The sequence below is a fragment of the Mangrovicoccus ximenensis genome, from assembly GCF_003056725.1.
Lineage (GTDB): Bacteria > Pseudomonadota > Alphaproteobacteria > Rhodobacterales > Rhodobacteraceae > Mangrovicoccus > Mangrovicoccus ximenensis.
On sequence record NZ_QBKZ01000001.1, the window covers coordinates 145,482 to 165,418 of the forward strand.

A 19,937-nucleotide genomic window follows, 5' to 3' on the forward strand; every position below is an offset into this window, starting at 1 on the left:
GCCGTACCGCCGGCCGCGACAAGTCGCGGGCTGGGCGCCCGCCGGGCGGGCCGGGAAGGTCCGCGCGTATTTTTCCCCTGGAAGGAGGAGCTTCATGGGTCTTGCCGGAATTGTGCTGTCCCTTTGCCTGCTGATGTATCTCGCGTATCGCGGCATCAACGTCCTTATCCTCGCGCCGCTCCTTGCGATGCTTGCCGTTCTGATGTCCGGCGGGCTGCCGGTGCTGGCCACCTACACCCAGGTCTTCATGCGGTCGCTCGGCGGCTACGTGATCACCTATTTCCCGCTGTTCCTGCTCGGCGCGATCTTCGGCAAGGTCATGGCCGATGGCGGCGCGGCGCGCACCATCGCCGAGCGCATCGTCGACTGGACCGGGCCGACGCGGGCGATCCTCGCCGTCGTGCTGGCTTGCGGTGTGCTGACCTATGGCGGCGTCTCGCTCTTCGTGGTGGCCTTCGCGATCTACCCGATCGCCAATGCGCTGTTCCGCCGGGCCGACGTGCCGAAGCGGCTGCTGCCTGCGGCGATCGCGCTGGGGTCCTTCACCTTCACCATGACCGCCTTCCCGGGCACGCCCGCGATCCAGAACGCCATCCCGATGCCGTTCTTCGGCACCAACGTGTTCGCCGCGCCGATCCTCGGCACCTTTGCCGGGCTCGTCATGCTGTTCGGCGGCACCGCCTTCCTCAACCTGCGCGCACGCAGCGCGCAGGCCGGGGGCGAGGGCTACGGCACCCATGGCGCCACCTCGGCCGACAGCTCGCTGCCCGAGGATGCGGCGCTGCCGTCCTTCGCGCTGGCCATCGCGCCGGTCGTGGCGGTGATCGTGCTCAACGCGGTCTTCACCTATCTCGTGATCCCGAACATGGAGGCCGCCTATCTGGCCGAGCCGCAATACGGCGAGACCACGCTGTCGCGGGTCGCGGGCATCTGGGGGATCATCGTCGCGCTGACCGTGGCGATCCTGATGGCGGTGGCGATCAACTGGACGCGCTTCACCGACGTCAAGGAAACGGTCAACGCGGGCACGATGGGCTCGCTGCTGCCGATCTTCAACACCGCTTCCGAGGTCGGCTACGGCGCGGTGATCGCCTCGCTTCCCGCCTTCGCGGTGATCCGCGACGCGGTGCTGGCCCTGTTCCCGGGCAATCCTGTCGCCTCGCTCGCGGTCGCGGTCAACGTTCTCGCGGGGATCACCGGCTCGGCCTCGGGCGGCATGTCGATCGCGCTCGGCGCGCTCGGCGAGCAATTCGCCGAGATGGGCCAGGCGCAGGACATCTCGATGGGCCTGATGCACCGGGTGACGGCGCTCAGCTCCGGGGGCTTCGACGCGCTGCCGCATAACGGCGCGGTGATCACGCTGCTGGCGATCACCGGGCTGACCCACAAGAAGAGCTACGGTGACATCTTCGTGGTGGCCGTGGCGATCCCGGTTGCCGCCACCGTCGCGGTGATCCTGCTCGGCACGCTCTTCGGCTGAGCCCGCCCGCGCCCGGGGCCGCCCACGCGGTGCGGCCCCGGGCAGCCCCCTTGCACGCGCGTGCGTTCCCCGGCATTCCGGGAGGACGGAGCAAGAGGGGAGGCACCGCCATGACACGCCGCTGGAGCGAGGCGCCGGTCCATCGCGACTGGCTGGAAAAACAGGCCGCGGGCCTGTGGGATTTCTTCCAGGCAGGCTTCGTCGATCCCTCTGGGGGCTTTTTCGACCTGGCGCCCGACGGCCGGCCGCTTGATCCTGCGGGCCAGGTCCATCCGCTGCACATCTCCGCCCGCGCCGTGCATTGCTATGCCATCGGCGACCTTCTGGGCCGTCCCGGGTCGCGGGCCGTCGTCGATCACGGCATGGAGATGCTTTGGACCCGCCACCGGGACACCCGCCATGGCGGCTATGCCTGGTCGGTCGCGAACGGGACGGTGGCCGACGGCAGCAAGCAGGGTTACGGCCATGCCTTCGTCCTGCTGGCGGCCTCTTCGGCAAAGCTCCTCGGCCATCCGCTTGCTGCGCCGATGCTGGCCGACGTCACCGAGATCCTCGAGACCCGCTTCTGGGAAGACGGCCCCGGCGCCATCGCGGAGGAATTCACCGCGGATTGGGGGCCGGTCGATGGCGGCCTCTATCGCGGCCAGAATTCCAACATGCACCTGACAGAGGCGCTGATGGCCGCCTTCGAGGCGACCGGAGAGGCGACTTACCTGCACAAGGCCAGACGGATCGCCGAGCGGGTGATCGACCGGGGGGCGCGCGCCGAGGGCTGGCGCGTGCCCGAGCATTTCGGCCCCGACTGGACCGTCGACCGCAGGTACTGCCACCCGAACGAGATGTTCCGCCCCGCAGGCACGACGCCGGGCCACTGGCTGGAATGGGCGCGGCTGATCCTGCAGCTCTGGGTGCTCGACGGCCGCCGCGAGGCCTGGATGCCCGAGGCGGCGCAGGGGCTGTTCCGCCAGGCGATGGCGCTCGGCTGGGACGCGGCGCGGCGCGGGTTTTTCTACACGCTCGACTGGCAGGACCGGCCGGAGAAGCGGATGAAGCTCTGGTGGCCGCTCTGCGAGGCGGCGGGCGCCGCGCATTTCCTGAACGAGCTTCTGCCTGCGCCGGACTGGGAAACCGCCTACCGCCAGATCTGGGACGTGCTCTCGGCCGGGTTCGTCGACCGCCGCAACGGCGGCTGGCGCGAGGAGCTGACCGAGGACCTCCAGCCCGCCTTCACGCTCTTTCCGGGCAAGGGCGACATCTACCACGCGCTGCAGGCCTGCCTGATCCCGCTCTATCCTGCCACCGGCAGCCTGACGCGCGCGATCCTGCGGGCCTCCCCGCCCGGCGACGCCGCAGGTCAGTAGGCGGCACAGGGTGTCTTCGCTCAAGTCTAGCGGCTGTTCAGCAGTTTGCACAGGATCTGCGTGTTGACGCATTTGGCATCGAACAGGAAGGGCTGCGGGATGATCTGCGACAGGGGCTTGGCATTCGCTGCATGGAGGCCGAGCATCGTGGTCTGGATGACGGGCCAGGACTTCTCCGCGACGGGCAGCTTGTTCAGGTCGCCCCATCCCTCTTCACCCGTGTTGACGTAGCGGTGCCTTGTTTGGCGGGCCTTGTCTTTCAGGCTCGCCTTTCCGTCTGCTGTAAACCGGCGGTTGGAGTTGTCCCGCAGCGCCTGATTTCCGAGAACGGTCCTGGATTTGGAGGGATAGGCGGTTCCGTGGTGAAGGCAGCGGCCTCCAGCTCCGCCAATGTGTCCGGTTCGACCGTGGCCCTGCCCTTTTCGCCAAGCCCGTTCAGTTCGTGGATGCAATCCAGAAGCGTCTCAGGTTGATAGACTAATCCGGTTCCTTCCAGAAATTGCGCGTAGCGGCAACTTGCACGCAGGCTGGCCCCAAGGCGGCGCGTGTGATGCTGCGCTCCTGGCTCAGCGGTTCCCCGCCTATCGCGCGGTGGGTCCATTTCAGCAAGCGCAGCAAGGCTGCAAATTCGAAGGGAATGCCGTCGACGCTGGCCGAAGCCATCATCCCGTCTCAGCGCCGGGCATTCGGCTGCTCCCGCTGCGTCCCGATCCTCTCCCGGCTGGGGTATTTTCCGCAGGGCGTCCTCACTGCGGTCTGCACGAAGATCTTCGCGATCTTCGACGTGTTGGTCCGCAATGCCGCACCGGCGCTCTGTGCATTTGGACGCCGCCGGGGTCTTCGCCGCAGCTTGCGGAGGGCGGGAATTCGACGGTCTGCGCTCCGGCATGGATGTATCCGGCTCTGTCCGGGGCGTCCTTCGCTTCCAGCTAGACCGTCAGATGGATCGGCTGGCCGCCTTCCATCGGCGGATAGCGGGTGAAGATGAGGTCCCAGTCTTGAAGCTGTCGCGGCATGCGCCCAGGTTGGCCATGGGATCCTCTTCCTGCAGGTGTCTTCCTGGATCAATGCCGCCAAAGCGGGACAGCGCCCGGTCGCCGACAAGGGGCTGCCGCAGCAGCAATGTCCGCTGAATCGTGGTGATGATGCCAAGTTCCGGGAATTGCGGAAAACATCAAGCGTTCGTTATGCAAGCCGCGCGCCCGCGGCCAGCGGAAGCGGCGGAACGCCAACCCGGGACCGGACGGGCCTAGCGCCGCAGGTCCGCCATCGTGCAGCCCAGTAAGCCGGCCAGCGCCTCGGGGGCGATGCGGATCTGCAGCCCGCGCTGGCCGCCATTGACATAGATCGCCGCAAGCTGACCAGCGCTGGCATCGAGCACCGCCGGCACCGCCTTGCGCTGGCCCAGCGGGCTGACGCCGCCGACCTTGTAGCCGGTCTGGCGCTCGGCATCGGCGGGCTTCATCATCTTCGCCGACTTGCCCCCGAAGGCGGCGGCCAGCTTCTTCATGTTGACCTCGGCATCGGCGGGCAGGATCGCGCAGACCGGCTTGCCGTCGAGCTCGACCATCAGCGTCTTGAAGACCTCGCCCGGATCGGCGCCCATCGCCTCGGCGGCCTGCAGCCCGGCGCGCTCCGCCCCCGGATCGTAGTCGTAGCTTTGCAGCTCGAACGCCACCTTGGCGCGGGTGAGCGCCTGCGTGGCCGGGGTGCTCTTGGCCATGTCCTGTCCTCTCGCAGCGGGCGGCGGGCCGCGCCCGGACCGGGTCTAGCCCTCCGCCCGGCGAGGGGCAAGCCGTTGACACAGGCCCCGTCCCGGTCATTCTCGGCCTGGCTAGGGAGGCAGGCAGAGGGAGGCAAAGCTTTGCAGAAGAACGAATTCAAGGCGGCGCTGGCGGAGTTCCGGCGCCAGGACGGGCTGTGGTGCATGACCGGCGATCCGCTGGCCATCGAGATGATGTCGGGGATGGGCTTCGACTGGATGCTTTTCGATACCGAGCATTCTCCGGTCGACGCGGTCTCGGTGCTGCCGCTGCTGCAGGCGGCGGCAGCGTCGCCGGTGCATCCGATCGTGCGGCCGACGCATCTGAATGCGGCCGAGATCAAGAAGATCCTCGATCTGGGCGCCCAGACGCTCTTGATCCCGATGATCGACAGCGCCGAGCAGGCCGCCCATGCGGTGGCCTGCATGACCTATCCGCCGAAGGGCATCCGCGGCGTCTCCGGCCTGTCGCGCGCGACGCGCTTCGGCACGGTCCAGGGCTACCATGCGCGGGCCTCGGAGGAACTCTGCCTGCTTGTGCAGGTCGAGTCCGTGGCCGCAGTCGACCAGATCGAGGCGATCGCCGCCGTGCCGGGGGTCGACGGCATGTTCGTCGGTCCCGCCGACCTCGCGGCCTCGATGGGCTATCCCGGCGAGCCCTCGCATCCTGAGGTCAAGGACGCGGTGATCGCTGCGATCCGCCGGATCCGCGCGGCGGGCAAGCCGCCGGGCGTCCTGGCGGTCGATCCCGACCTGCATGCCCGCGCGGCCGAGGCTGGGGCGGTGTTCATCTCCGGCGACATCGACATGATGGCGCTGCGCAAGGGGCTGCTGTCCGGTCCGGGGCTCGCCGCGAAGCGCTGATCCGGGATCAGGGTGCGGGGTGCTCGGACAGGCATTCGCCATGGTCGCGCAGCACCTCGAGCACCCGGCACTCCGACACCGCGCCGCCGGAACAGGCGCCGATCATCCGTTCGAGCTCGCCGCGCAGCGCCTCGAGCCGGACGATCCGGTCCTCGACCGCGCGGAGCTGGCGCCGCGCGATGGCGTCGACATCGGCGCAGGACGGCAGAGGCGCGGGGTGACCGCCTGGGTGGAGCGCGAGGGCGTGCTGTCGCTGGGGGAGACGCTGCGCCTGCACATCCCGGTCCAGCCCGCCTGGCCGCATCTGCAGGCGGCGCGGGGCGCGGCACGGTGATCGCTTGAATCCGCCCGCCGCGGGCGTCATTCTTCGCGCGTTTTTGTGTAGGAAGGGGACGCCATGAAAGCGCCATCCGATTGCCGGTCCATGTCCGAGCTCCGCGGGACCATCGACGCGCTCGACCGCCAGCTGATCGAGCTGCTGCGGCTGCGGCAGGACTGCATCGACCGGGCGATCCAGCTGAAGCCCGCCGAGGGGCTGCCCGCGCGGATCGATGCGCGGGTCGCGCAGGTGATCGCCAATGTCCGCGCCTCGGCCGTTGCGAAGGGCGTCGACCCGGATCTGGCGGCATCGCTCTGGCGCAGCCTGATCGAATGGTCTATCGCGCGGGAGCAGGCGGAGCTGGGCCATGGCGATGCCGCAGGGCCTGCCGCGGGTGCGGCGGAGACCCCGGCACCCGGGCCCGGAGCTGCCGGCACGACGTGATACGGCAACGGAGAGCTCCGAAATGACGGCGGAACTGATTGACGGCAAGGCATTCGCGGCGGGGCTGCGGGCCCAGATCGCGGAAGAGGTGTCCCGGCTGAAGGCCGAGCACGGGCTGACCCCCGGGCTGGCGGTGGTGCTGGTGGGCGAGGACCCCGCGAGCCAGGTCTATGTCCGCTCCAAGGAGAAGATGACCGTCGAGGTCGGGATGAACTCCTACGCGCACCGCCTGCCGGCCGATGTCAGCCAGGGCGAGCTGATCTCGCTGGTGCGGACGCTGAACGCCGACCGCGCGGTGAACGGCATCCTGGTGCAGTTCCCGCTGCCGAAGGGCTTCGACCAGCAGGAGGTGATCGAGACGATCTCGGCCGCCAAGGATGTCGACGGCTTCCATCCGCAGAATGTCGGNCCGCCTGGTGGCGGGCATTCCGGCGCTGGTGCCCTGCACGCCCTTGGGCTGCATGATGATGCTGAAGGACCGGCTGGGCGACCTGTCGGGGCTGAACGCGGTGGTGATCGGCCGCTCGACGGGTGTAGCCCAGGGCTTCGGCATGCTGCGCCAGGTCGAGGGTGTTGCGCAGCGCATCTGCCGGCGTGCCGCCCTCGGGGATCGGCGAGAGGTCGAGAAGCGAATAGGGGAGCATGGGGGCCTCGTCATCTGTTCCCTTCCGACATAGGTAGCTGGCGCAGAGATGGAACCCCGAAAGGGCAAGGAGGCCGCGATGGCAAAGATGATCCACAGCATGATCCGGGTGCTGGACGAGGCGCGCTCGGTGGCGTTCTACCAAACCGCCTTCGGGCTGGAGATCGCCGACCGGCTGGATTTTCCGGAGTTCACGCTGGTCTACATGTCGAACCCCGAGACCGGCTTCGAGCTGGAGCTGACCGTCAACAAGGGCCGCACCGAGCCCTATGACCTCGGCGACGGCTACGGCCACCTCGCCGTCAGCGTGGCCGATCTCGACGCGGAACATGCCCGCTTCGAAGCCGCGGGCCTGGCGCCGCGCAAGCTGGTCGAGTTCGCGCCCGCGGGCACGAAAGTGGCGCGGTTCTTCTTCGTCGCCGATCCCGACGGCTACCAGATCGAGGTGCTGGAACGCTCGGGCCGCTTCGCCTGAGCCGCATCTCCTGTTCATTTCGGCCCCCCGGCGCGCTACACTCGCCGCGAGGCAGAAAAGAGCAGGAGAAGACCATGCGCAGGGCAATCCTGGCCGCTCTTGCGGCAATCGTGGCGGGCAGCGCGCTGCCCGGCCCGGCAGCGGCCGAGGAACGCGGCCGCTACGAGGTCTACGGCGTCGAGGGCGAGGACATGCTCAAGATGCGCGCGGGCCCCGGCACCGGCTACAACATCATCGTCGGGCTGCCGAACGGCACGGTGCTGCGGATGGGCACCTGCGAGCAGACCGGGCCGACGCGCTGGTGCCAGGTGACGCTCGACCGGGCGCGCGGGCTCAAGGGCTACGTCTCGCGGGCATATATCCGCAAACTCTGATCCCGGTCCGGGCAATATCCGCAAAGACCCGGGCGGTCCGGGGGCGTCTTTCGCGCGCCCCCTTCCTATTTGCCGCAGTTTTCGGTATGGCGGCCCCCGTCGAACCAAGGAGAAACCCGAAATGGGCTATAAAGTCGTCGTCTGCGGCGCCACGGGCAACGTGGGTCGCGAGATGCTCAACATCCTGGCCGAGCGCCAGTTCCCTGTTGACGAGATCGCAGCTCTGGCATCGCGCCGGTCGCTGGGAACCGAGGTGAGCTTTGGCGACAAGACCCTGAAGACCCAGGATCTGGAGCAGTTCGACTTCGCGGGCTGGGACATCGCGCTTTTCGCGATCGGCTCGGACGCAACGAAGGTCTATGCGCCGAAGGCCGCGGCGGCGGGCTGCGTCGTGATCGACAACTCGTCGCTCTACCGCTATGACCCGCTGGTGCCGCTGGTCGTTCCGGAAGTGAACCCGGAAGCGGTGCACGAGTACAAGAACAAGAACATCATCGCGAATCCGAACTGCTCGACCGCGCAGATGGTCGTCGCGCTGAAGCCGCTGCATGACCGCGCCAAGATCAAGCGCGTCGTGGTCTCGACCTACCAGTCGGTTTCCGGCTCGGGCAAGGAAGCCATCGACGAGCTGTGGAACCAGACCAAGGGCATGTATGTCCCCGGCCAGGAAGTCGAGCCGACGGTCTATCCCAAGCAGATCGCCTTCAACGTGATCCCGCATATCGACGTCTTCCTCGAGGACGGTTCCACCAAGGAAGAGTGGAAGATGGTCGCGGAAACGAAGAAGATCATCGACAAGAACATCAAGGTCAGCGCCACCTGCGTGCGCGTTCCGGTCTTCGTCGGCCATTCGGAATCGGTCAACATCGAATTCGAGGAGTTCCTCGACGAGGACGAGGCCCGCGAGATCCTGCGCGAGGCGCCGGGCATCATGGTCGTCGACAAGCGCGAGGCCGGCGGCTACGTCACCCCGATCGAATGCGTCGGAGACTATGCCACCTTCATCAGCCGGATCCGCCAGGACTCGACCATCGAGAACGGCCTGAACCTGTGGTGCGTCTCCGACAACCTGCGCAAGGGCGCGGCACTCAACGCCGTGCAGATCGCCGAGACCCTCGGAAACCGCGTCCTCAAGAAGGCGTGACTTCCGGGGCGGCGGCGCCCTCCGCTATGTGATCCGGGCCGGAGCAGCAGCCGCTGCTCCGGCCTGTTTTGTTGTGCGGGGATTGCGATGGCGTGCGGAAAGGGCGGCCCGGCGGCGCTTGCGGCCGGATGGATGGTGCTGGCCGGCGGGGCCGGGGCGCAGGGCTGGGACTCTGCCCTGGCGGCCTTCGGCGGGCGGATGACCTGGGGGGATTACGGCACCATCGCCTACGAGCCCGGCGACATCGAATGGGCCGACGAGCGGCTCTGGGGCCTTGCCTGGTCGCGGGACCGCGCCACGGCCATGGGCGGGCTTCGGCTGGGCTGGGAGGCGCAGCTGGTCGTGCATGAAGGCGTCTCCGACCATGTCGCGGTGAACATTCCCGCCACCATCCGCTACCGCTTCGCCGATCCGGTGATCCCCTGGCAGGGCGCGGCCTTCGGGCTGGGCGTCTCGGTGGCCAGCGCGGCGCCGGAGCTCGAGAAGCAGCGCAAGGGCCGGAGCCAGGCGGTGCTGCCCTATTGGCTGATGGAGCTGGAATTCGGCAAGCCGTCCTGGGGCTTTTCCCCGTTCCTGCGCATCCATCACCGGTCGGACGGCTTTGTCTTCGCACCCTTCGACACCGGATCGAACGCCGTCGTGGCCGGGGTGCGCGTGCCGTTCTGACCGGGCTGCCGCTCGACGGGGCCAGGCGCGGCAATTTGTTCGACTAGCATATTAGCAGAGGAGAATCCTTGCCGTCGGGCCGGATGCTGCCCAGACTGGCGCAAATCGCAGCCAATCTGGGAGGAAACGGCCGTGACTCATGCCAGGGGCGCCTGCAGGCGCCTGATGACCCTTGCCCTATGCCTGACGATCGGAGCGCCTGCCATGGCCGGACCGCTGAGCCACGAAGCGACGCTGAGCCTCTGGGGCGGCCGCGCGCCGGGCGCGCCCGACGGGCTGGAGCAGGTGATCGTCGAGCGGTCGGACAGCCTCTACCGCGCCGACCGGGCGCTGACGGGCATCGCCGATCCGAGCCTGACCGTCTTCCTGCCGGACGAGCCGAACGGCGTTTCGATGATCGTCGCGCCGGGCGGCAGCTACCGCCGGGTGGTGCTCGACAAGGAAGGCATCGAGATCGCCAGGGCGCTGGCGCCGCAGGGCATCACCACCTTCCTGCTCAGCTACCGGCTGCCGGGCGAGGGCCACGAGAACGCGTCGCAGGCGCCTCTGGCCGATGCGCAGCGCGCGGTGCGGATGGTGCGCCGGAACGCGGCGGACTGGGGGCTCGATCCGGCGAAGGTCGGCTTTCTCGGCTTCTCCGCCGCGGGCCATCTGGGCGGCTCGATCGCCACCATGCATGACCGCGCCGTCTACGAGCTGGACGATGACGAGGCGGGCGTGTCGGCACGGCCGGATTTCGTCGCTCTGGTCTATCCGGTGATGACGATGGAGGACGGTCCGGTCCATGCGGGATCGCGCGAGGCGCTCCTCGGCGCGGCGCCGGCGCCGGAGCAGATCGCCGCCTGGTCGCCCGAGCGCCATGTCACCGCAGAGACGCCGCAGACCTTCCTGCTGCATGCCGATGACGATCCTTCGGTCGATGCCGAGAATGCGCTGCGCTTCTACATGGCGCTGCACCGGGCGGGCGTTCCGGCCGAGATGCACATCTTCCGAGACGGCGGCCACGGCTTCGGCATCCGTGCGGCGGGGGAGCAGCCGGTCGGCCAGTGGCCCGCGCTGCTGTCGGACTGGCTGGGCGCGATCGGCATGGCCGGACCGGCGGAATGAGGGGGCTGCTCATGGCAGTGGCGGCAGCTGCAGCGACCGGGGCCGGGGCGGCCGATTACGAGACGCAGGTCGTCGACGGCATGAACCTTCCGGCCTTCCACGCGGCGCTGAAGGCGCGGATGACCTATCCGCTGGCCTATGGCGGCGGCGATCCGGCGGAATGGCACGAGCAGGCGATGGCGGCGGCGGCCCCCCTGATGCTGCCCTACGAGGCGGAGGCGCCCTTTGCGCCGGAGGTGATCGACGAGGTGGACCGCGGCAGCTACATCGCCCGCCGCATCGCCTTCGGAGTGACCGATGAAAGCCGCGTCGCCGCGCTGCTGCTGGTGCCGAAGGGCGAGGGGCCGTTCCCGGCGGCGCTGATGCTGCACGATCACGGCGCGCGCTTCGACATCGGCAAGGAGAAATGGGTTTCGCCCTGGTATGACGGGGCCCGGGCGGCCTCGGCGGAGGAATGGGCGGACAAGTATTTCTCGGGCCGCTATCCCGGAGAGGAGCTGGCGAAGCGCGGCTATGTGGTGCTGGCGACGGATGCGCTCGGCTGGGGCGACCGCGCGGGCAACGGCTACGAGGCGCAGCAGGCGCTGGCGGCCAATCTGTTCAATCTAGGCTCTTCGCTGGCCGGGCTGATGGCGCTCGAGGACATGCGCGCGGCCGAGTTCCTCGCCGGTCTGCCCGAGACCGATCCGGCGCGGGTGGCGGCGGTGGGCTTCTCGATGGGGGCCTTCCGCGCCTGGCAGGCCGCCGCGCTGTCGCCGCATGTGACGGCGGCGGTCGCGAATTGCTGGATGGGCACCTCCGAGGGGCTGATGGTGCCCGGCAACAACCAGCTGAAGGGCCAGTCGGCCTGGTACATGCTGCATCCGGGCCTGCCGCGGCTGATGGACTATCCGGATGTCGCCGCGCTGGCCGCGCCGAAGCCGATGCTGGTCCATGCCGGGGCCGAGGATCCGCTCTTCCCGGCCGCCTCGGTCGAGGCCGCCTTCGCCAAGATGCACGGGGTCTGGGATGCCTATGGCGCGGATGCGGCCCTGGCCACCCGGATCTGGGAGGACAAAGGCCATGTTTTCACCGCCGACATGCAGGACGCCGCCTTCGACTGGCTCGGCGCGGCGTTCCGCTGATCTCACGGGCCGGAGGCAGGCTCCTCCGGTCCGGTCCGTTTCCGGGGCAGCTAAATCGAGGTGAACTCGCCGGTTTCGGGCTCGTACTGGCTGAGCGTGCCCGAGCCGATATCCATGTAGAGCCCGTGGATCGAGAGCAGCTCGTTGTCGAGCGCCTCGTGCACGAAGGGGAAGGTCATCAGGTTTTCCAGCGACACCACGACGGTCTGCTTCTCCATCGCGACGCGCAGCTCCTCGGGATCGTCGAGCTCCTTCACCCGCTCGTAGCCCGGGCGCAGCACGTCGAGCCAGCGGCCGAGCATGCTTTCCTTGACGTCGAGCTCGGGCGCGTGGCCGCGGCACATTTCCTTGCAGCCGGCCGCGCCGCCGCAATGCGAATGGCCCATCACGATCAGGTTCGACACCTTGAGCGCGGTCACTGCGTATTCGATGCAGGCCGAGGTGCCGTGATGCTGGCCGTCGGGCTCGAAGGGGGGAATCAGGTTGGCGACGTTGCGGTGCATGAAGAACTCGCCCGGCCCGGCGCCGAAGAGATTCGTCACGTGCACCCGGCTGTCCGAACAGGAGATCACCATGGTGCGCGGGCGCTGGCCCTCTTCGGCGAGGCGGCGGTACCAGGCCTTGTTCTCCTGGTGATCCGTGGCGCGCCAGCCATGGTATCTTTCGCTCAGATAGGACGGAAGCTTGCTGATCTTGCCAAGCTGCGGACTGGGTGCATCCATGATCGGTCTCCACGCTGCGTCTGCCGCTTAATAACCATGAATGATCCGAAACTTTAGCGGAAAATCCATGGATTTCGCCTCTTGGCTTCAACGGTTTCTTGAGGCTGCCGGCGCTAGAAGGTCCGCACGCTGTGGGGGCGTTCTATCGACGGGGTTTGAGACTTTGGCCGTTATTTCCATGAAGTTCGACGAAGCTGTCCGCTTCGAACCGCGCAGGCTTGCCGATCTGTACCGCACTCTGGGCGAGATCGGTGCCGAAAATGTCCTGTGCGACACGATGGAGGAACTGACCATCCAGCTGGCACGCATCGAGAAGCTGGGCCGCCGCGCCCGGTTCGACGATGTGCGCGAGATCGCGGAACGCATCGCGCCGAAGGCCGAGCAGATCGGCCTGTCGGGGCTGGGCGGCGTTGCCCGCGCCGTGGCCGATTGCGTGCGCAACGGCGACCTGGCGGGCTTCTCCGCCACGCTGGCGCGGCTGACGCGGATCTGCTCGAGGCGGCCCGGAGCTGCCGCCTGCCGCCCCGCGCCAGCCGCAAGCTGCATGGCCGGATCGAGGCCCTGCCGCAGGAGGGCGCGGCATCGCCCGGAAGGGGCAGCTGCGGATGTGCCAGGGGTATCGCCGCCTAGGTCATGTTGACAAAAAGCGGAGCCAGATGCGGACGGATGCAACGTCAATGAAACCGAGGAAACCCAGCGCGGTCTTGTCATGGCGCGTTGCCACCCGGCGCCACTGCTTGAGCTTGGAAAAGCAGCGTTCGACCAGGTTGCGCCAGCGGTGGAAGCCGCGGTCGACGGCGCGCCATTCCCTGCGGTTCCGCCGCATCGGGATGACGGCGGCGATCCGGCGTTCTTCCAGCTTTTCCCGTATCTTGTCAGCGTCGCAGCCCTTGCCGGCCAGGAAATGCGCGGGGTCCGGCAGCTCCTTCGCCATCACCGGGCCGACCCCTTTCGCGTCAGCCGTCTCGCCGCCGGTGATCTTGCTGCGCATCGGCAGTCCCGCGCCGTTCGCCCGGAGGTGGATCTCGGTCGTGAAGTGGCAGGCGGATCGGAAAACGATCCGGGGGACCGTTTTCCCTCCGGACAGTCGAGAACGGCCGAAACCTTCCTTTTGAGTCCTCCCCCTTGAGCCCGCTGCCTGCTGACGGGCGCGAATTGTCATTCGGCTCTGCGCTCGGACCAATGGCGCTTGCGCCTCGTTGTCGATCATCTGGACCCGGGCGGGCACGAGGTCGCTGTCGTTGAGAAACAAGAGGATGGTCTCCCATAATCCGGCTTCCGTCCAGCGTCTGACCTAGCGGCAGACGGACCCCCGTTTTCCGAACTCGCCGGGCAGGTCGCGCCACGGGGCACCGGTCCGCGTTCGGCGTGATGCCCGAACCAATGGCGCATTCACGCCTCACTCCGGAATATGCCGTCCAGAACAAGGCGATGGTTGACAGGTTTGCGGCCGTTCGGAGCACGGACGGCAGTGATGAAACGCTCGGAAAACCGCCATTCCTCATCGGTCATCGGATTTCGCGCCAAGGTCACCTCCGTCGCAACGGTGATCTTGAATCACACAGACGGCCAACTGCGGATCCCTTTTGTCAACACGGCCCAGTCATGGCAGGGACGCCGAAAGTCGTCGGGACCACGGCGATCGACCGGGAAATGGTCGGCTTCATCTGGGGCATGGCTCGAGCCGTCACGCCTGTTCCAGGCCCTGCGGTCCCGCAGTCGGCTTGGAAAAGGCACGCTCTTGCGGCCCGCCGATGCGCAAGGCCGGGGACGGAACGCGGCGCCCCCCCGCGCCCTGTCCCGGGCCGGAAACGGCGCTCGATCCCTGGAGCGGGGCAGCCCGGGACGACACCACGGCCATGCGGTCGCCCCCCCGCGCATGGGACCTTGCCCTCCGCCGCAACGGTCAAGGCAGCACGCGCCGGATCGCGGCCGGGGTGGCCGGACGGTCGCGAAGGCCCGTGCCCCGCTCTGGCAGCCCCGTTCGCCGGAGCCGGCCGCTCCAATTTCACGGCGAGATTGACGGAAGCGGTCCGGACATCCGGACGGCCTGCGACCGGATCTTGGCAACGCCATCCAGCCGAAGCCACGCCATGGCCCGTGACGCAGGCAAGACGGCCGCCGCTTGGCCCCGGCTTCGGCGGCGCGGACCATCCTGGCTCCGTTCCGCCAGGCCGTCCTTTGCACCCGCCGGCTGCAGGACCGTTCCGCGGGAAAGATCGCCCGGGTCCCCGGCTCCATGGCCGGTCCCGCGGCGGCGGCACGGATCGCAAGGCGGTCCGCCTCCGGCAGCAGCATGGCCCCAGCGGCGCCGCACAGACAGCGCTGCAATCGCGGGCGGCAAGCGTATCGGCCACTGTCGGCACGGCGGCCGACTGCCGTTTAGGCGCTCCCGGCGTCCTCCCGGTGGCTGTCCCCGCCCGAACACCGGATGTCTCCCTCCGCCATGGCAGCGGCAGAGGGAATGATCCCAACTTCGGCAGGCGGGGACTTTTCCGGCGGCCCGCTGAGCCAAGCTCCCATGATCGCGGCGGGAGGACTCTCGCGCGGCAGTCTGCTTCGGCGATTGCGCCTGACGGCGCTGAGCCAACGTGAACGGAGGCGCGGCCAAGTCCCGGGCAAGATGCTCATCGGGCGGGATGGTCCGGCATGCATCGATCAGCGCCGCGGCTTCGCGGGACGAACGGCGCGGCAAGCTCCGCCACCGGGCATCATCACGGCCCGGGAGGAGGAGGTCCGGAAACAGGTCGCTTGCGGCAGCGATCTTCATTTCCGGCGCGAAGCCCGGGCCTGCAGCCAAGGTCTCCACCGCAGCTCGCCGGAACGGGCCATGACGGCATGTCGTTCTGCCAGACTTCGCAATCCCTCCCGCCCCATGGCATGCGATCGCTTGCGGACGATGGAGGCAAAGAAGAACCAAGGCCGAAATGCGCCCCGCCTTGGTCCGGGCAAGCTGGCGGCCGTCTGCGGGGCGCGGGCACCGCGATGTACCTCCCCGGCAGGGACGGGCAGCACCGGAATGGATTTCTTCCTTTCCACGGCCTTGTCTCGCCCGGAGCCCGCACCGGCGGAACAGCCTCCCGGGAAGGCGCCGCGAGGGCGGACAGGAGGGACGGCAGCCTGAGGCTGCGGGCTGTCGACCGGCACCCGCCGGTTCATGCCGCAGGAGCGAGGACGGCCAGCGATCCGTCCGGAGGACCGGTCGCCCGGCGGGCAGTCCTGTCCTGGCGGAGACGGGGCGCGGACAGACCCGCTTGCGGAGAAGGTTGCCGTCAAGCTGCCGCGTGTCCGGCGCGGCGCGCGGCTCCAGCCTGCCACGTCGAAGCGCAGCCCGGCCAGCGCCGCCGCGCAGGCGGCGCCGAGCTGGCCGAGCCCCAGCACGGTCACCTTGCGCTGGCGCGCCAGCGGCGGAACGACCTTGTTCCACTCCGTGGCGCCGAGGAACCGGTCGATGTCCAGATGGTGGCGCAGAACATGGCCGGTGACGTATTCGACCATGCCCTCGGCCAGGCTGCCGTCCACCAGGCGCGCGAGCGGCTGGGTCAGGGTCGGGTCGCCGGTGATCGTCTCCACCCCGGCCCAGAGGCTCAGCACCGCCTTGGCCTTCGTGAAGGGCGTGAAATCCGGCACGGTGCCGGGCAGGTAGACGAGGTAGTCGACCTCGGCCGGATCGGGGCAGGTGGGCGACAGCACCGCGGGGACGCCGACCTCCTTCAGCGCGACCAGCAGCGGGCCCTTGTAGCGGCGCCAGGCATCGTGGCCGCCGGTGAAGTAGATGTTCGCAGTCATGGATTACCTCGGTCGGTGGACATGGGCGCTCTGGACCAGGCCGAAGGCGCCCAGGAGCACCATCATCGCCGAGCCGCCGTAGCTGACCAGCGGCAGCGGCACGCCGACGACCGGCGCCATGCCCATGACCATCGCCATGTTTACGGAAAAGAACAGGAAGAAGGTCGCCGCGATCCCGAGGATCAGGAGCGACGAGAACCGGTCGCGGTTGGCCATGGCCGAGACATAGCAGAAGACCAGCACCAGCGCGTAGAGCCCGAGCAGCGACGAGGCGCCGACGAAGCCGAATTCCTCGGCCAGCGTGGTGAAGATGAAATCGGTATGCTTCTCGGGCAGGAAGTTCAGCCGCGACTGGGTTCCCTGCATGAAGCCGCGCCCGGTCCAGCCGCCCGAGCCGAGCGCGATCGTCGCCTGGGTGATGTGGTAGCCCGCGCCCAGGGGATCGGTGGTCGGGTCGAGGAAGGTGTCGATGCGGCGGAACTGGTAGTCCTTGATCAGCTGCCAGTCGGTGCCGCGCGAGGCCATCACCGCATAGACCAGCGAGGCGCCCGAGGCGATCACGGCCAGGAAATAGGCCCAGTGGACGCCCGCGAGCCACATGATGAAGCCGCCGCCCGACAAGAGCAGGATCGCGGTGCCGAGATCCGGCTGCTTCAGCACCAGCGCGGTCGGCACCAGGATCAAGAGGATCGGCGGCAGCATCCAGAGAGGGCGGCTGACCTTGTCGACATCGAGCCAGTCGTAATAGGCCGCCAGCACCATGATCAGCGCGATCTTCATCAGCTCGGAGGGCTGCAGCTGGAAGAAGCCGAGATCGATCCAGCGCTGCGCGCCCATGCCGATCTCGCCCATCACCTCCACCGCGACCAGCAGCAGGAGCGACACGCCGTAGGCCACGAAGGACACGTTGCGCCAGAACCAGATCGGCACCATCGCGACGACGAACATCGCCGCCATGCCGGCCGCGAAGCGCTCCATCTGCGGCTCCATCCAGGGCTGCGCCGAGCCGCCGGCCACCGAATAGAGCATCATGAAGCCGACCGAGCAGATCGCGGTCAGCAGGAACACCAGCGGCCAGTTCAGGTACAGCACCTTGCGGATGCCCGAAGGCACCGTCTTCACCGCGTATTCGAGATAGCTCATGCCCGGCTCTTTCCGCTCCCGCTGCGGAACTGGTCGCGCATCGGCATGGCGTCGAAACGGGCGGCGATGTCGTCGCGCTGCGAGGCGGGATAGGCATCGAGCGGCGGTACGCCGCCGGTCATCGCGGCCAGGAGGACATCCCGGGCGATCGGCGCGGCGGCCGAAGAGCCGCCGCCTCCGTGTTCCACGATCACCGCCACGGCATAGCGCGGCGAGGGCACCGGTCCGTAGGCGACGAACAGCGCGTGGTCGCGGCGTTCCCAGGGCAGCTGGTCGTTGCGGGTCACGCCGCGGGCGCGCTCGGCCTTGGTGATGTTGCGCACCTGGCTGGTGCCGGATTTGCCGGCGATCAGCAGCTGGTCATCGACCACGCGGCTGCCATAGCCGGTGCCGCGGCGCGAATTGCTGACGGCGTCCATCGCGTCGCGCACGGTGCGCAGGTGGCGCGGATTCAGCCCCAGCGGCTCGGCGCTGACCGGCTGCTCGAACCCGTCGACGGTCTTGATCAGCCGCGGCATCACCGCGTTGCCGCTGGCGATCCGCGCGGTCATCACCGCCAGCTGCAAGGGCGAGGCCAGCACGTAGCCCTGGCCGATCGAGGCGTTCAGCGTGTCGCCGACCAGCCATTCCTGGCCGTAGCTCTTGCGCTTCCACTCCTTGTTCGGCGCGATCCCTTCGGACACCGCCGACATCGGCAGGTCGAAGCGCGTGCCCAGCCCCAGCCGCTGCGCCATGGCGGCGATCCGGTCGATCCCGACCTTCTGGGCGATCTCGTAGTAATAGACGTCGCAGCTCTGCTGGATCGAGCCGACCAGGTTGACATGGCCATGGCCGCCGGATTTCCAGCAATGGAACCGCCGTCCGCCCGCCGCCAGGTAGCCCGGGCACCACTCGGTGCCCTCGGGGGTGATCACCCCGGCCTCGAGCGCGGCCAGCGCCACCACCATCTTGAAGGTCGAGCCGGGCGGATAGGTGCCCTGCACGGTCTTCGAGGCCAGCGGCCGGTACTTGTTGCCGGTCAGCGCCTTGTAGTCGGCCACCGAGATGCCGCGCACGAAGAGGTTCGGGTCGAAGCTCGGCGAGGAGACCGCCGCGACAATGTCGCCATTGGTGCAGTCGACCACCACCACGCCCGAGCTTTCGCCGTCGAGCCGCGCCTGGGTGAAGTTCTGCAGCTGGGCATCGACGGTCAGCTGCAGGTTCTTTCCCGAGGTGCCCTCGGTGCGCGACAGTTCCCGCATCACCCGTCCGACCGCGTTGACCTCGATCTGGCTGTTGCCGGCCTTGCCGCGCAGCAGCTCCTCCATCCGCGCCTCGACGCCCGACTTGCCGATCTGGAATTTCGGGATCTGCATCAGCGGATCGGGGTCTTCCATCTTCGACAGGTCGTAGTCGCTGACCGGGCCGACATAGCCGGTGACATGGGCGAAATCCTGGCCCATCGGATAGCTGCGGGTCTGGCCGACCTCGGGGCGCACGCCGGGCAGGGCGGGGGCGTTGATCGCGATCCGCGCCAGGTCTTCCCAGGGCATCTGGTCCTTGACCGTGACCGGGACGAAGGCCGAGCGGCGGCCGACCTCGCGCAGCGTGCGTTCGATTTCCTCGGGGGTCAGCGGGATCAGCCCGGCCAGCCGGTCGAGCACTTCGGCGACGTCGCCGGCATCCTCGCGCACGATCACCACGCGGTAATTCTGGTCGTTCTGGGCCACGGGGCGGCCCTGGCGGTCGAAGATCAGCCCGCGCTGCGGTGCCAGCAGGCGCACGTTGATGCGGTTCTCCTCGGCGAGGGTGCGGTACTCGGCGGCCTCTTCCACCTGCATGTGGCGCAGCCGCAGCCCGAGCGCGCCCATCATGGCGAACTGCAGCCCGCCCAGCACCAGGCCGCGCCGGGTGATGATCCCCGCGCTCTTCTCGACATCTTTCTCGGAACGTCTCATGACCGGGTCCTTCGGATCACCCCCTGAGGGTAGTCGAGGCGGCGGATCCCGGCAAGCCGCAGCACCAGTGCGGGCAGGGGATATGCCGCGATGGTGACCGCGGTCGCGGTCAGCATGTGCAGCAGCGGCGCATGCGAGGCCAGCGTGACGGTCAGCAGCACCCAGTCGGCCAGCGACATCGCGCCGACCAGCAGCGCCACCAGCGCCCATTCCGTCGCGAAGGAGAGCGGCTGGGGCGACCGGCGGCGGCCGCGCAGCACCTCGGAGCCAACCAGCGGGACGCCGGCCACCACCGCGGCAAAGCGCGCCTGCCAGTCCGCCGAGGCTTCGGGCGCCTCGACCGTGGCGAAGACCGTCAGCGCGAAGCCCAGGCGCTCGGGATCGACCACCGCGACCTGGCCGCGGATCACGCCCGCCGCCTTCAGTTTCTGCACGCGCTTCCAGCAGGGCGTCTGGCTCAGCCCCACCTCGGCGGCCAGCCGCGCGACCGGCACTGTCGCATCGGCCATCAGCCGTGCCAGGATCTTGCGGTCGATCACGTCGAGTTCCATCCGGCAGTCCTCCCTGGTCCTGTCTCCGCGGC

General features: G+C 68.5%; 18 protein-coding genes and 4 pseudogenes. 13 read left to right on the forward strand and 9 right to left on the reverse strand.

Features of this window, described 5'->3' with window-relative positions; all coding sequences use genetic code 11:
- The first annotated feature begins 94 nt into the window (after positions 1 to 94).
- On the forward strand, positions 95 to 1,480 hold the full coding sequence (locus tag C7T91_RS00980) for a GntP family permease (RefSeq protein WP_108257633.1): 1,386 nt from the start codon (positions 95 to 97) through the stop codon (positions 1,478 to 1,480).
- Between the two features lie 110 nt (positions 1,481 to 1,590).
- Complete coding sequence (locus tag C7T91_RS00985) at positions 1,591 to 2,841, forward strand: AGE family epimerase/isomerase (RefSeq protein ID WP_108257634.1); 1,251 nt, start codon at positions 1,591 to 1,593, stop codon at positions 2,839 to 2,841.
- A gap of 26 nt (positions 2,842 to 2,867) precedes the next feature.
- Here the strand turns inward: C7T91_RS00985 and C7T91_RS31305 are convergent, their stop codons facing one another.
- Both C7T91_RS31305 and ybaK read right to left on the reverse strand, forming a co-directional pair.
- Positions 2,868 to 3,293: a hypothetical protein gene (locus tag C7T91_RS31305; protein ID WP_145962733.1), complete on the reverse strand. Its 426-nt coding sequence runs from the start codon at positions 3,291 to 3,293 to the stop codon at positions 2,868 to 2,870.
- 797 nt (positions 3,294 to 4,090) lie between these two features.
- Entirely contained in the window at positions 4,091 to 4,564 is a 474-nt protein-coding gene (gene ybaK / locus C7T91_RS00995; protein ID WP_108257636.1) for a Cys-tRNA(Pro) deacylase, read from the reverse strand.
- Between the two features lie 141 nt (positions 4,565 to 4,705).
- On the opposite strand from ybaK, the gene C7T91_RS01000 reads away from it, so the two are divergent.
- Positions 4,706 to 5,467, forward strand: coding sequence for an HpcH/HpaI aldolase family protein (locus tag C7T91_RS01000; RefSeq protein ID WP_236637904.1), 762 nt, complete (start codon positions 4,706 to 4,708; stop codon positions 5,465 to 5,467).
- Between the two features lie 7 nt (positions 5,468 to 5,474).
- Here C7T91_RS01000 and C7T91_RS34415 read toward each other — a convergent pair.
- Positions 5,475 to 5,708, reverse strand: a pseudogene (locus C7T91_RS34415) (MerR family DNA-binding protein); the annotation flags it as partial.
- On the opposite strand from C7T91_RS34415, the pseudogene C7T91_RS01010 reads away from it, so the two are divergent.
- From C7T91_RS01010 to C7T91_RS01050, 9 genes and pseudogenes are all read left to right on the forward strand, one after another.
- Positions 5,664 to 5,801 (forward strand): annotated as a pseudogene (locus tag C7T91_RS01010) (MOSC domain-containing protein); the annotation flags it as partial. The pseudogenes C7T91_RS34415 and C7T91_RS01010 sit on opposite strands and share 45 nt — an antisense overlap.
- 63 nt (positions 5,802 to 5,864) lie before the next feature.
- Positions 5,865 to 6,230: a chorismate mutase gene (locus C7T91_RS01015; RefSeq protein WP_108257638.1), complete on the forward strand. Its 366-nt coding sequence runs from the start codon at positions 5,865 to 5,867 to the stop codon at positions 6,228 to 6,230.
- Positions 6,231 to 6,252: 22 nt separating this feature from the next.
- A pseudogene (locus C7T91_RS01020) lies at positions 6,253 to 6,787 on the forward strand (tetrahydrofolate dehydrogenase/cyclohydrolase catalytic domain-containing protein); the annotation flags it as partial.
- Positions 6,788 to 6,952: 165 nt separating this feature from the next.
- Positions 6,953 to 7,348: a VOC family protein gene (locus C7T91_RS01025; RefSeq protein ID WP_108257639.1), complete on the forward strand. Its 396-nt coding sequence runs from the start codon at positions 6,953 to 6,955 to the stop codon at positions 7,346 to 7,348.
- Positions 7,349 to 7,422: 74 nt separating this feature from the next.
- Positions 7,423 to 7,722, forward strand: coding sequence for an SH3 domain-containing protein (locus C7T91_RS01030; RefSeq protein WP_108257640.1), 300 nt, complete (start codon positions 7,423 to 7,425; stop codon positions 7,720 to 7,722).
- 121 nt (positions 7,723 to 7,843) lie between these two features.
- On the forward strand, positions 7,844 to 8,866 hold the full coding sequence (locus tag C7T91_RS01035) for an aspartate-semialdehyde dehydrogenase (RefSeq protein ID WP_108257641.1): 1,023 nt from the start codon (positions 7,844 to 7,846) through the stop codon (positions 8,864 to 8,866).
- Positions 8,867 to 8,953: 87 nt separating this feature from the next.
- Entirely contained in the window at positions 8,954 to 9,532 is a 579-nt protein-coding gene (locus C7T91_RS01040) for a hypothetical protein (protein WP_108257642.1), read from the forward strand.
- Between the two features lie 204 nt (positions 9,533 to 9,736).
- On the forward strand, positions 9,737 to 10,639 hold the full coding sequence (locus C7T91_RS01045; protein ID WP_108257643.1) for an alpha/beta hydrolase: 903 nt from the start codon (positions 9,737 to 9,739) through the stop codon (positions 10,637 to 10,639).
- On the forward strand, positions 10,636 to 11,763 hold the full coding sequence (locus C7T91_RS01050; RefSeq protein ID WP_108257644.1) for a dienelactone hydrolase family protein: 1,128 nt from the start codon (positions 10,636 to 10,638) through the stop codon (positions 11,761 to 11,763). The genes C7T91_RS01045 and C7T91_RS01050 overlap by 4 nt, the downstream gene beginning before the upstream one ends.
- Before the next feature lie 50 nt (positions 11,764 to 11,813).
- Here C7T91_RS01050 and C7T91_RS01055 read toward each other — a convergent pair whose 3' ends face one another.
- Positions 11,814 to 12,485, reverse strand: coding sequence for a carbonic anhydrase (locus C7T91_RS01055; RefSeq protein WP_108257645.1), 672 nt, complete (start codon positions 12,483 to 12,485; stop codon positions 11,814 to 11,816).
- A gap of 178 nt (positions 12,486 to 12,663) precedes the next feature.
- Between C7T91_RS01055 and C7T91_RS01060 the strand changes: the two genes are divergently transcribed.
- Positions 12,664 to 13,125, forward strand: a complete 462-nt coding sequence (locus tag C7T91_RS01060; protein WP_108257646.1) for a hypothetical protein — start codon at positions 12,664 to 12,666, stop codon at positions 13,123 to 13,125.
- Here C7T91_RS01060 and C7T91_RS01065 read toward each other — a convergent pair.
- From C7T91_RS01065 to C7T91_RS01085, 5 genes and pseudogenes are all read right to left on the reverse strand, one after another.
- Positions 13,117 to 13,997 (reverse strand): annotated as a pseudogene (locus tag C7T91_RS01065) (IS5 family transposase). The gene C7T91_RS01060 and the pseudogene C7T91_RS01065 sit on opposite strands and share 9 nt — an antisense overlap.
- A gap of 1,254 nt (positions 13,998 to 15,251) precedes the next feature.
- Positions 15,252 to 16,274 (reverse strand): Rossmann-fold NAD(P)-binding domain-containing protein, encoded by a 1,023-nt coding sequence (locus tag C7T91_RS01070; protein ID WP_108257647.1) that lies wholly within the window; start codon positions 16,272 to 16,274, stop codon positions 15,252 to 15,254.
- Between the two features lie 3 nt (positions 16,275 to 16,277).
- Positions 16,278 to 17,417: a rod shape-determining protein RodA gene (gene rodA, locus C7T91_RS01075; RefSeq protein WP_108257648.1), complete on the reverse strand. Its 1,140-nt coding sequence runs from the start codon at positions 17,415 to 17,417 to the stop codon at positions 16,278 to 16,280.
- Complete coding sequence (gene mrdA, locus C7T91_RS01080; RefSeq protein ID WP_108257649.1) at positions 17,414 to 19,354, reverse strand: penicillin-binding protein 2; 1,941 nt, start codon at positions 19,352 to 19,354, stop codon at positions 17,414 to 17,416. The genes rodA and mrdA overlap by 4 nt, the downstream gene beginning before the upstream one ends.
- Complete coding sequence (locus tag C7T91_RS01085) at positions 19,351 to 19,905, reverse strand: Lrp/AsnC family transcriptional regulator (RefSeq protein ID WP_108257650.1); 555 nt, start codon at positions 19,903 to 19,905, stop codon at positions 19,351 to 19,353. Before C7T91_RS01085 ends, mrdA begins: the two co-directional genes overlap by 4 nt.
- Positions 19,906 to 19,937 lie beyond the last annotated feature (32 nt).

Bases quoted from the DNA above. Each gene is read 5' to 3' on its own strand.
- C7T91_RS00980 (WP_108257633.1), top strand. From the start codon at position 95: ATGGGTCTTGCCGGAATTGTGCTGTCCCTTTGCCTGCTGATGTATCTC.
- C7T91_RS00985 (WP_108257634.1), top strand. From the start codon at position 1,591: ATGACACGCCGCTGGAGCGAGGCGCCGGTCCATCGCGACTGGCTGGAA.
- ybaK (WP_108257636.1), bottom strand. From the start codon at position 4,564: ATGGCCAAGAGCACCCCGGCCACGCAGGCGCTCACCCGCGCCAAGGTG.
- C7T91_RS01015 (WP_108257638.1), top strand. From the start codon at position 5,865: ATGAAAGCGCCATCCGATTGCCGGTCCATGTCCGAGCTCCGCGGGACC.
- C7T91_RS01025 (WP_108257639.1), top strand. From the start codon at position 6,953: ATGGCAAAGATGATCCACAGCATGATCCGGGTGCTGGACGAGGCGCGC.
- C7T91_RS01030 (WP_108257640.1), top strand. From the start codon at position 7,423: ATGCGCAGGGCAATCCTGGCCGCTCTTGCGGCAATCGTGGCGGGCAGC.
- C7T91_RS01035 (WP_108257641.1), top strand. From the start codon at position 7,844: ATGGGCTATAAAGTCGTCGTCTGCGGCGCCACGGGCAACGTGGGTCGC.
- C7T91_RS01040 (WP_108257642.1), top strand. From the start codon at position 8,954: ATGGCGTGCGGAAAGGGCGGCCCGGCGGCGCTTGCGGCCGGATGGATG.
- C7T91_RS01045 (WP_108257643.1), top strand. From the start codon at position 9,737: ATGGCCGGACCGCTGAGCCACGAAGCGACGCTGAGCCTCTGGGGCGGC.
- C7T91_RS01050 (WP_108257644.1), top strand. From the start codon at position 10,636: ATGAGGGGGCTGCTCATGGCAGTGGCGGCAGCTGCAGCGACCGGGGCC.
- C7T91_RS01055 (WP_108257645.1), bottom strand. From the start codon at position 12,485: ATGGATGCACCCAGTCCGCAGCTTGGCAAGATCAGCAAGCTTCCGTCC.
- C7T91_RS01060 (WP_108257646.1), top strand. From the start codon at position 12,664: ATGAAGTTCGACGAAGCTGTCCGCTTCGAACCGCGCAGGCTTGCCGAT.
- C7T91_RS01070 (WP_108257647.1), bottom strand. From the start codon at position 16,274: ATGACTGCGAACATCTACTTCACCGGCGGCCACGATGCCTGGCGCCGC.
- rodA (WP_108257648.1), bottom strand. From the start codon at position 17,417: ATGAGCTATCTCGAATACGCGGTGAAGACGGTGCCTTCGGGCATCCGC.
- mrdA (WP_108257649.1), bottom strand. From the start codon at position 19,354: ATGAGACGTTCCGAGAAAGATGTCGAGAAGAGCGCGGGGATCATCACC.
- C7T91_RS01085 (WP_108257650.1), bottom strand. From the start codon at position 19,905: ATGGAACTCGACGTGATCGACCGCAAGATCCTGGCACGGCTGATGGCC.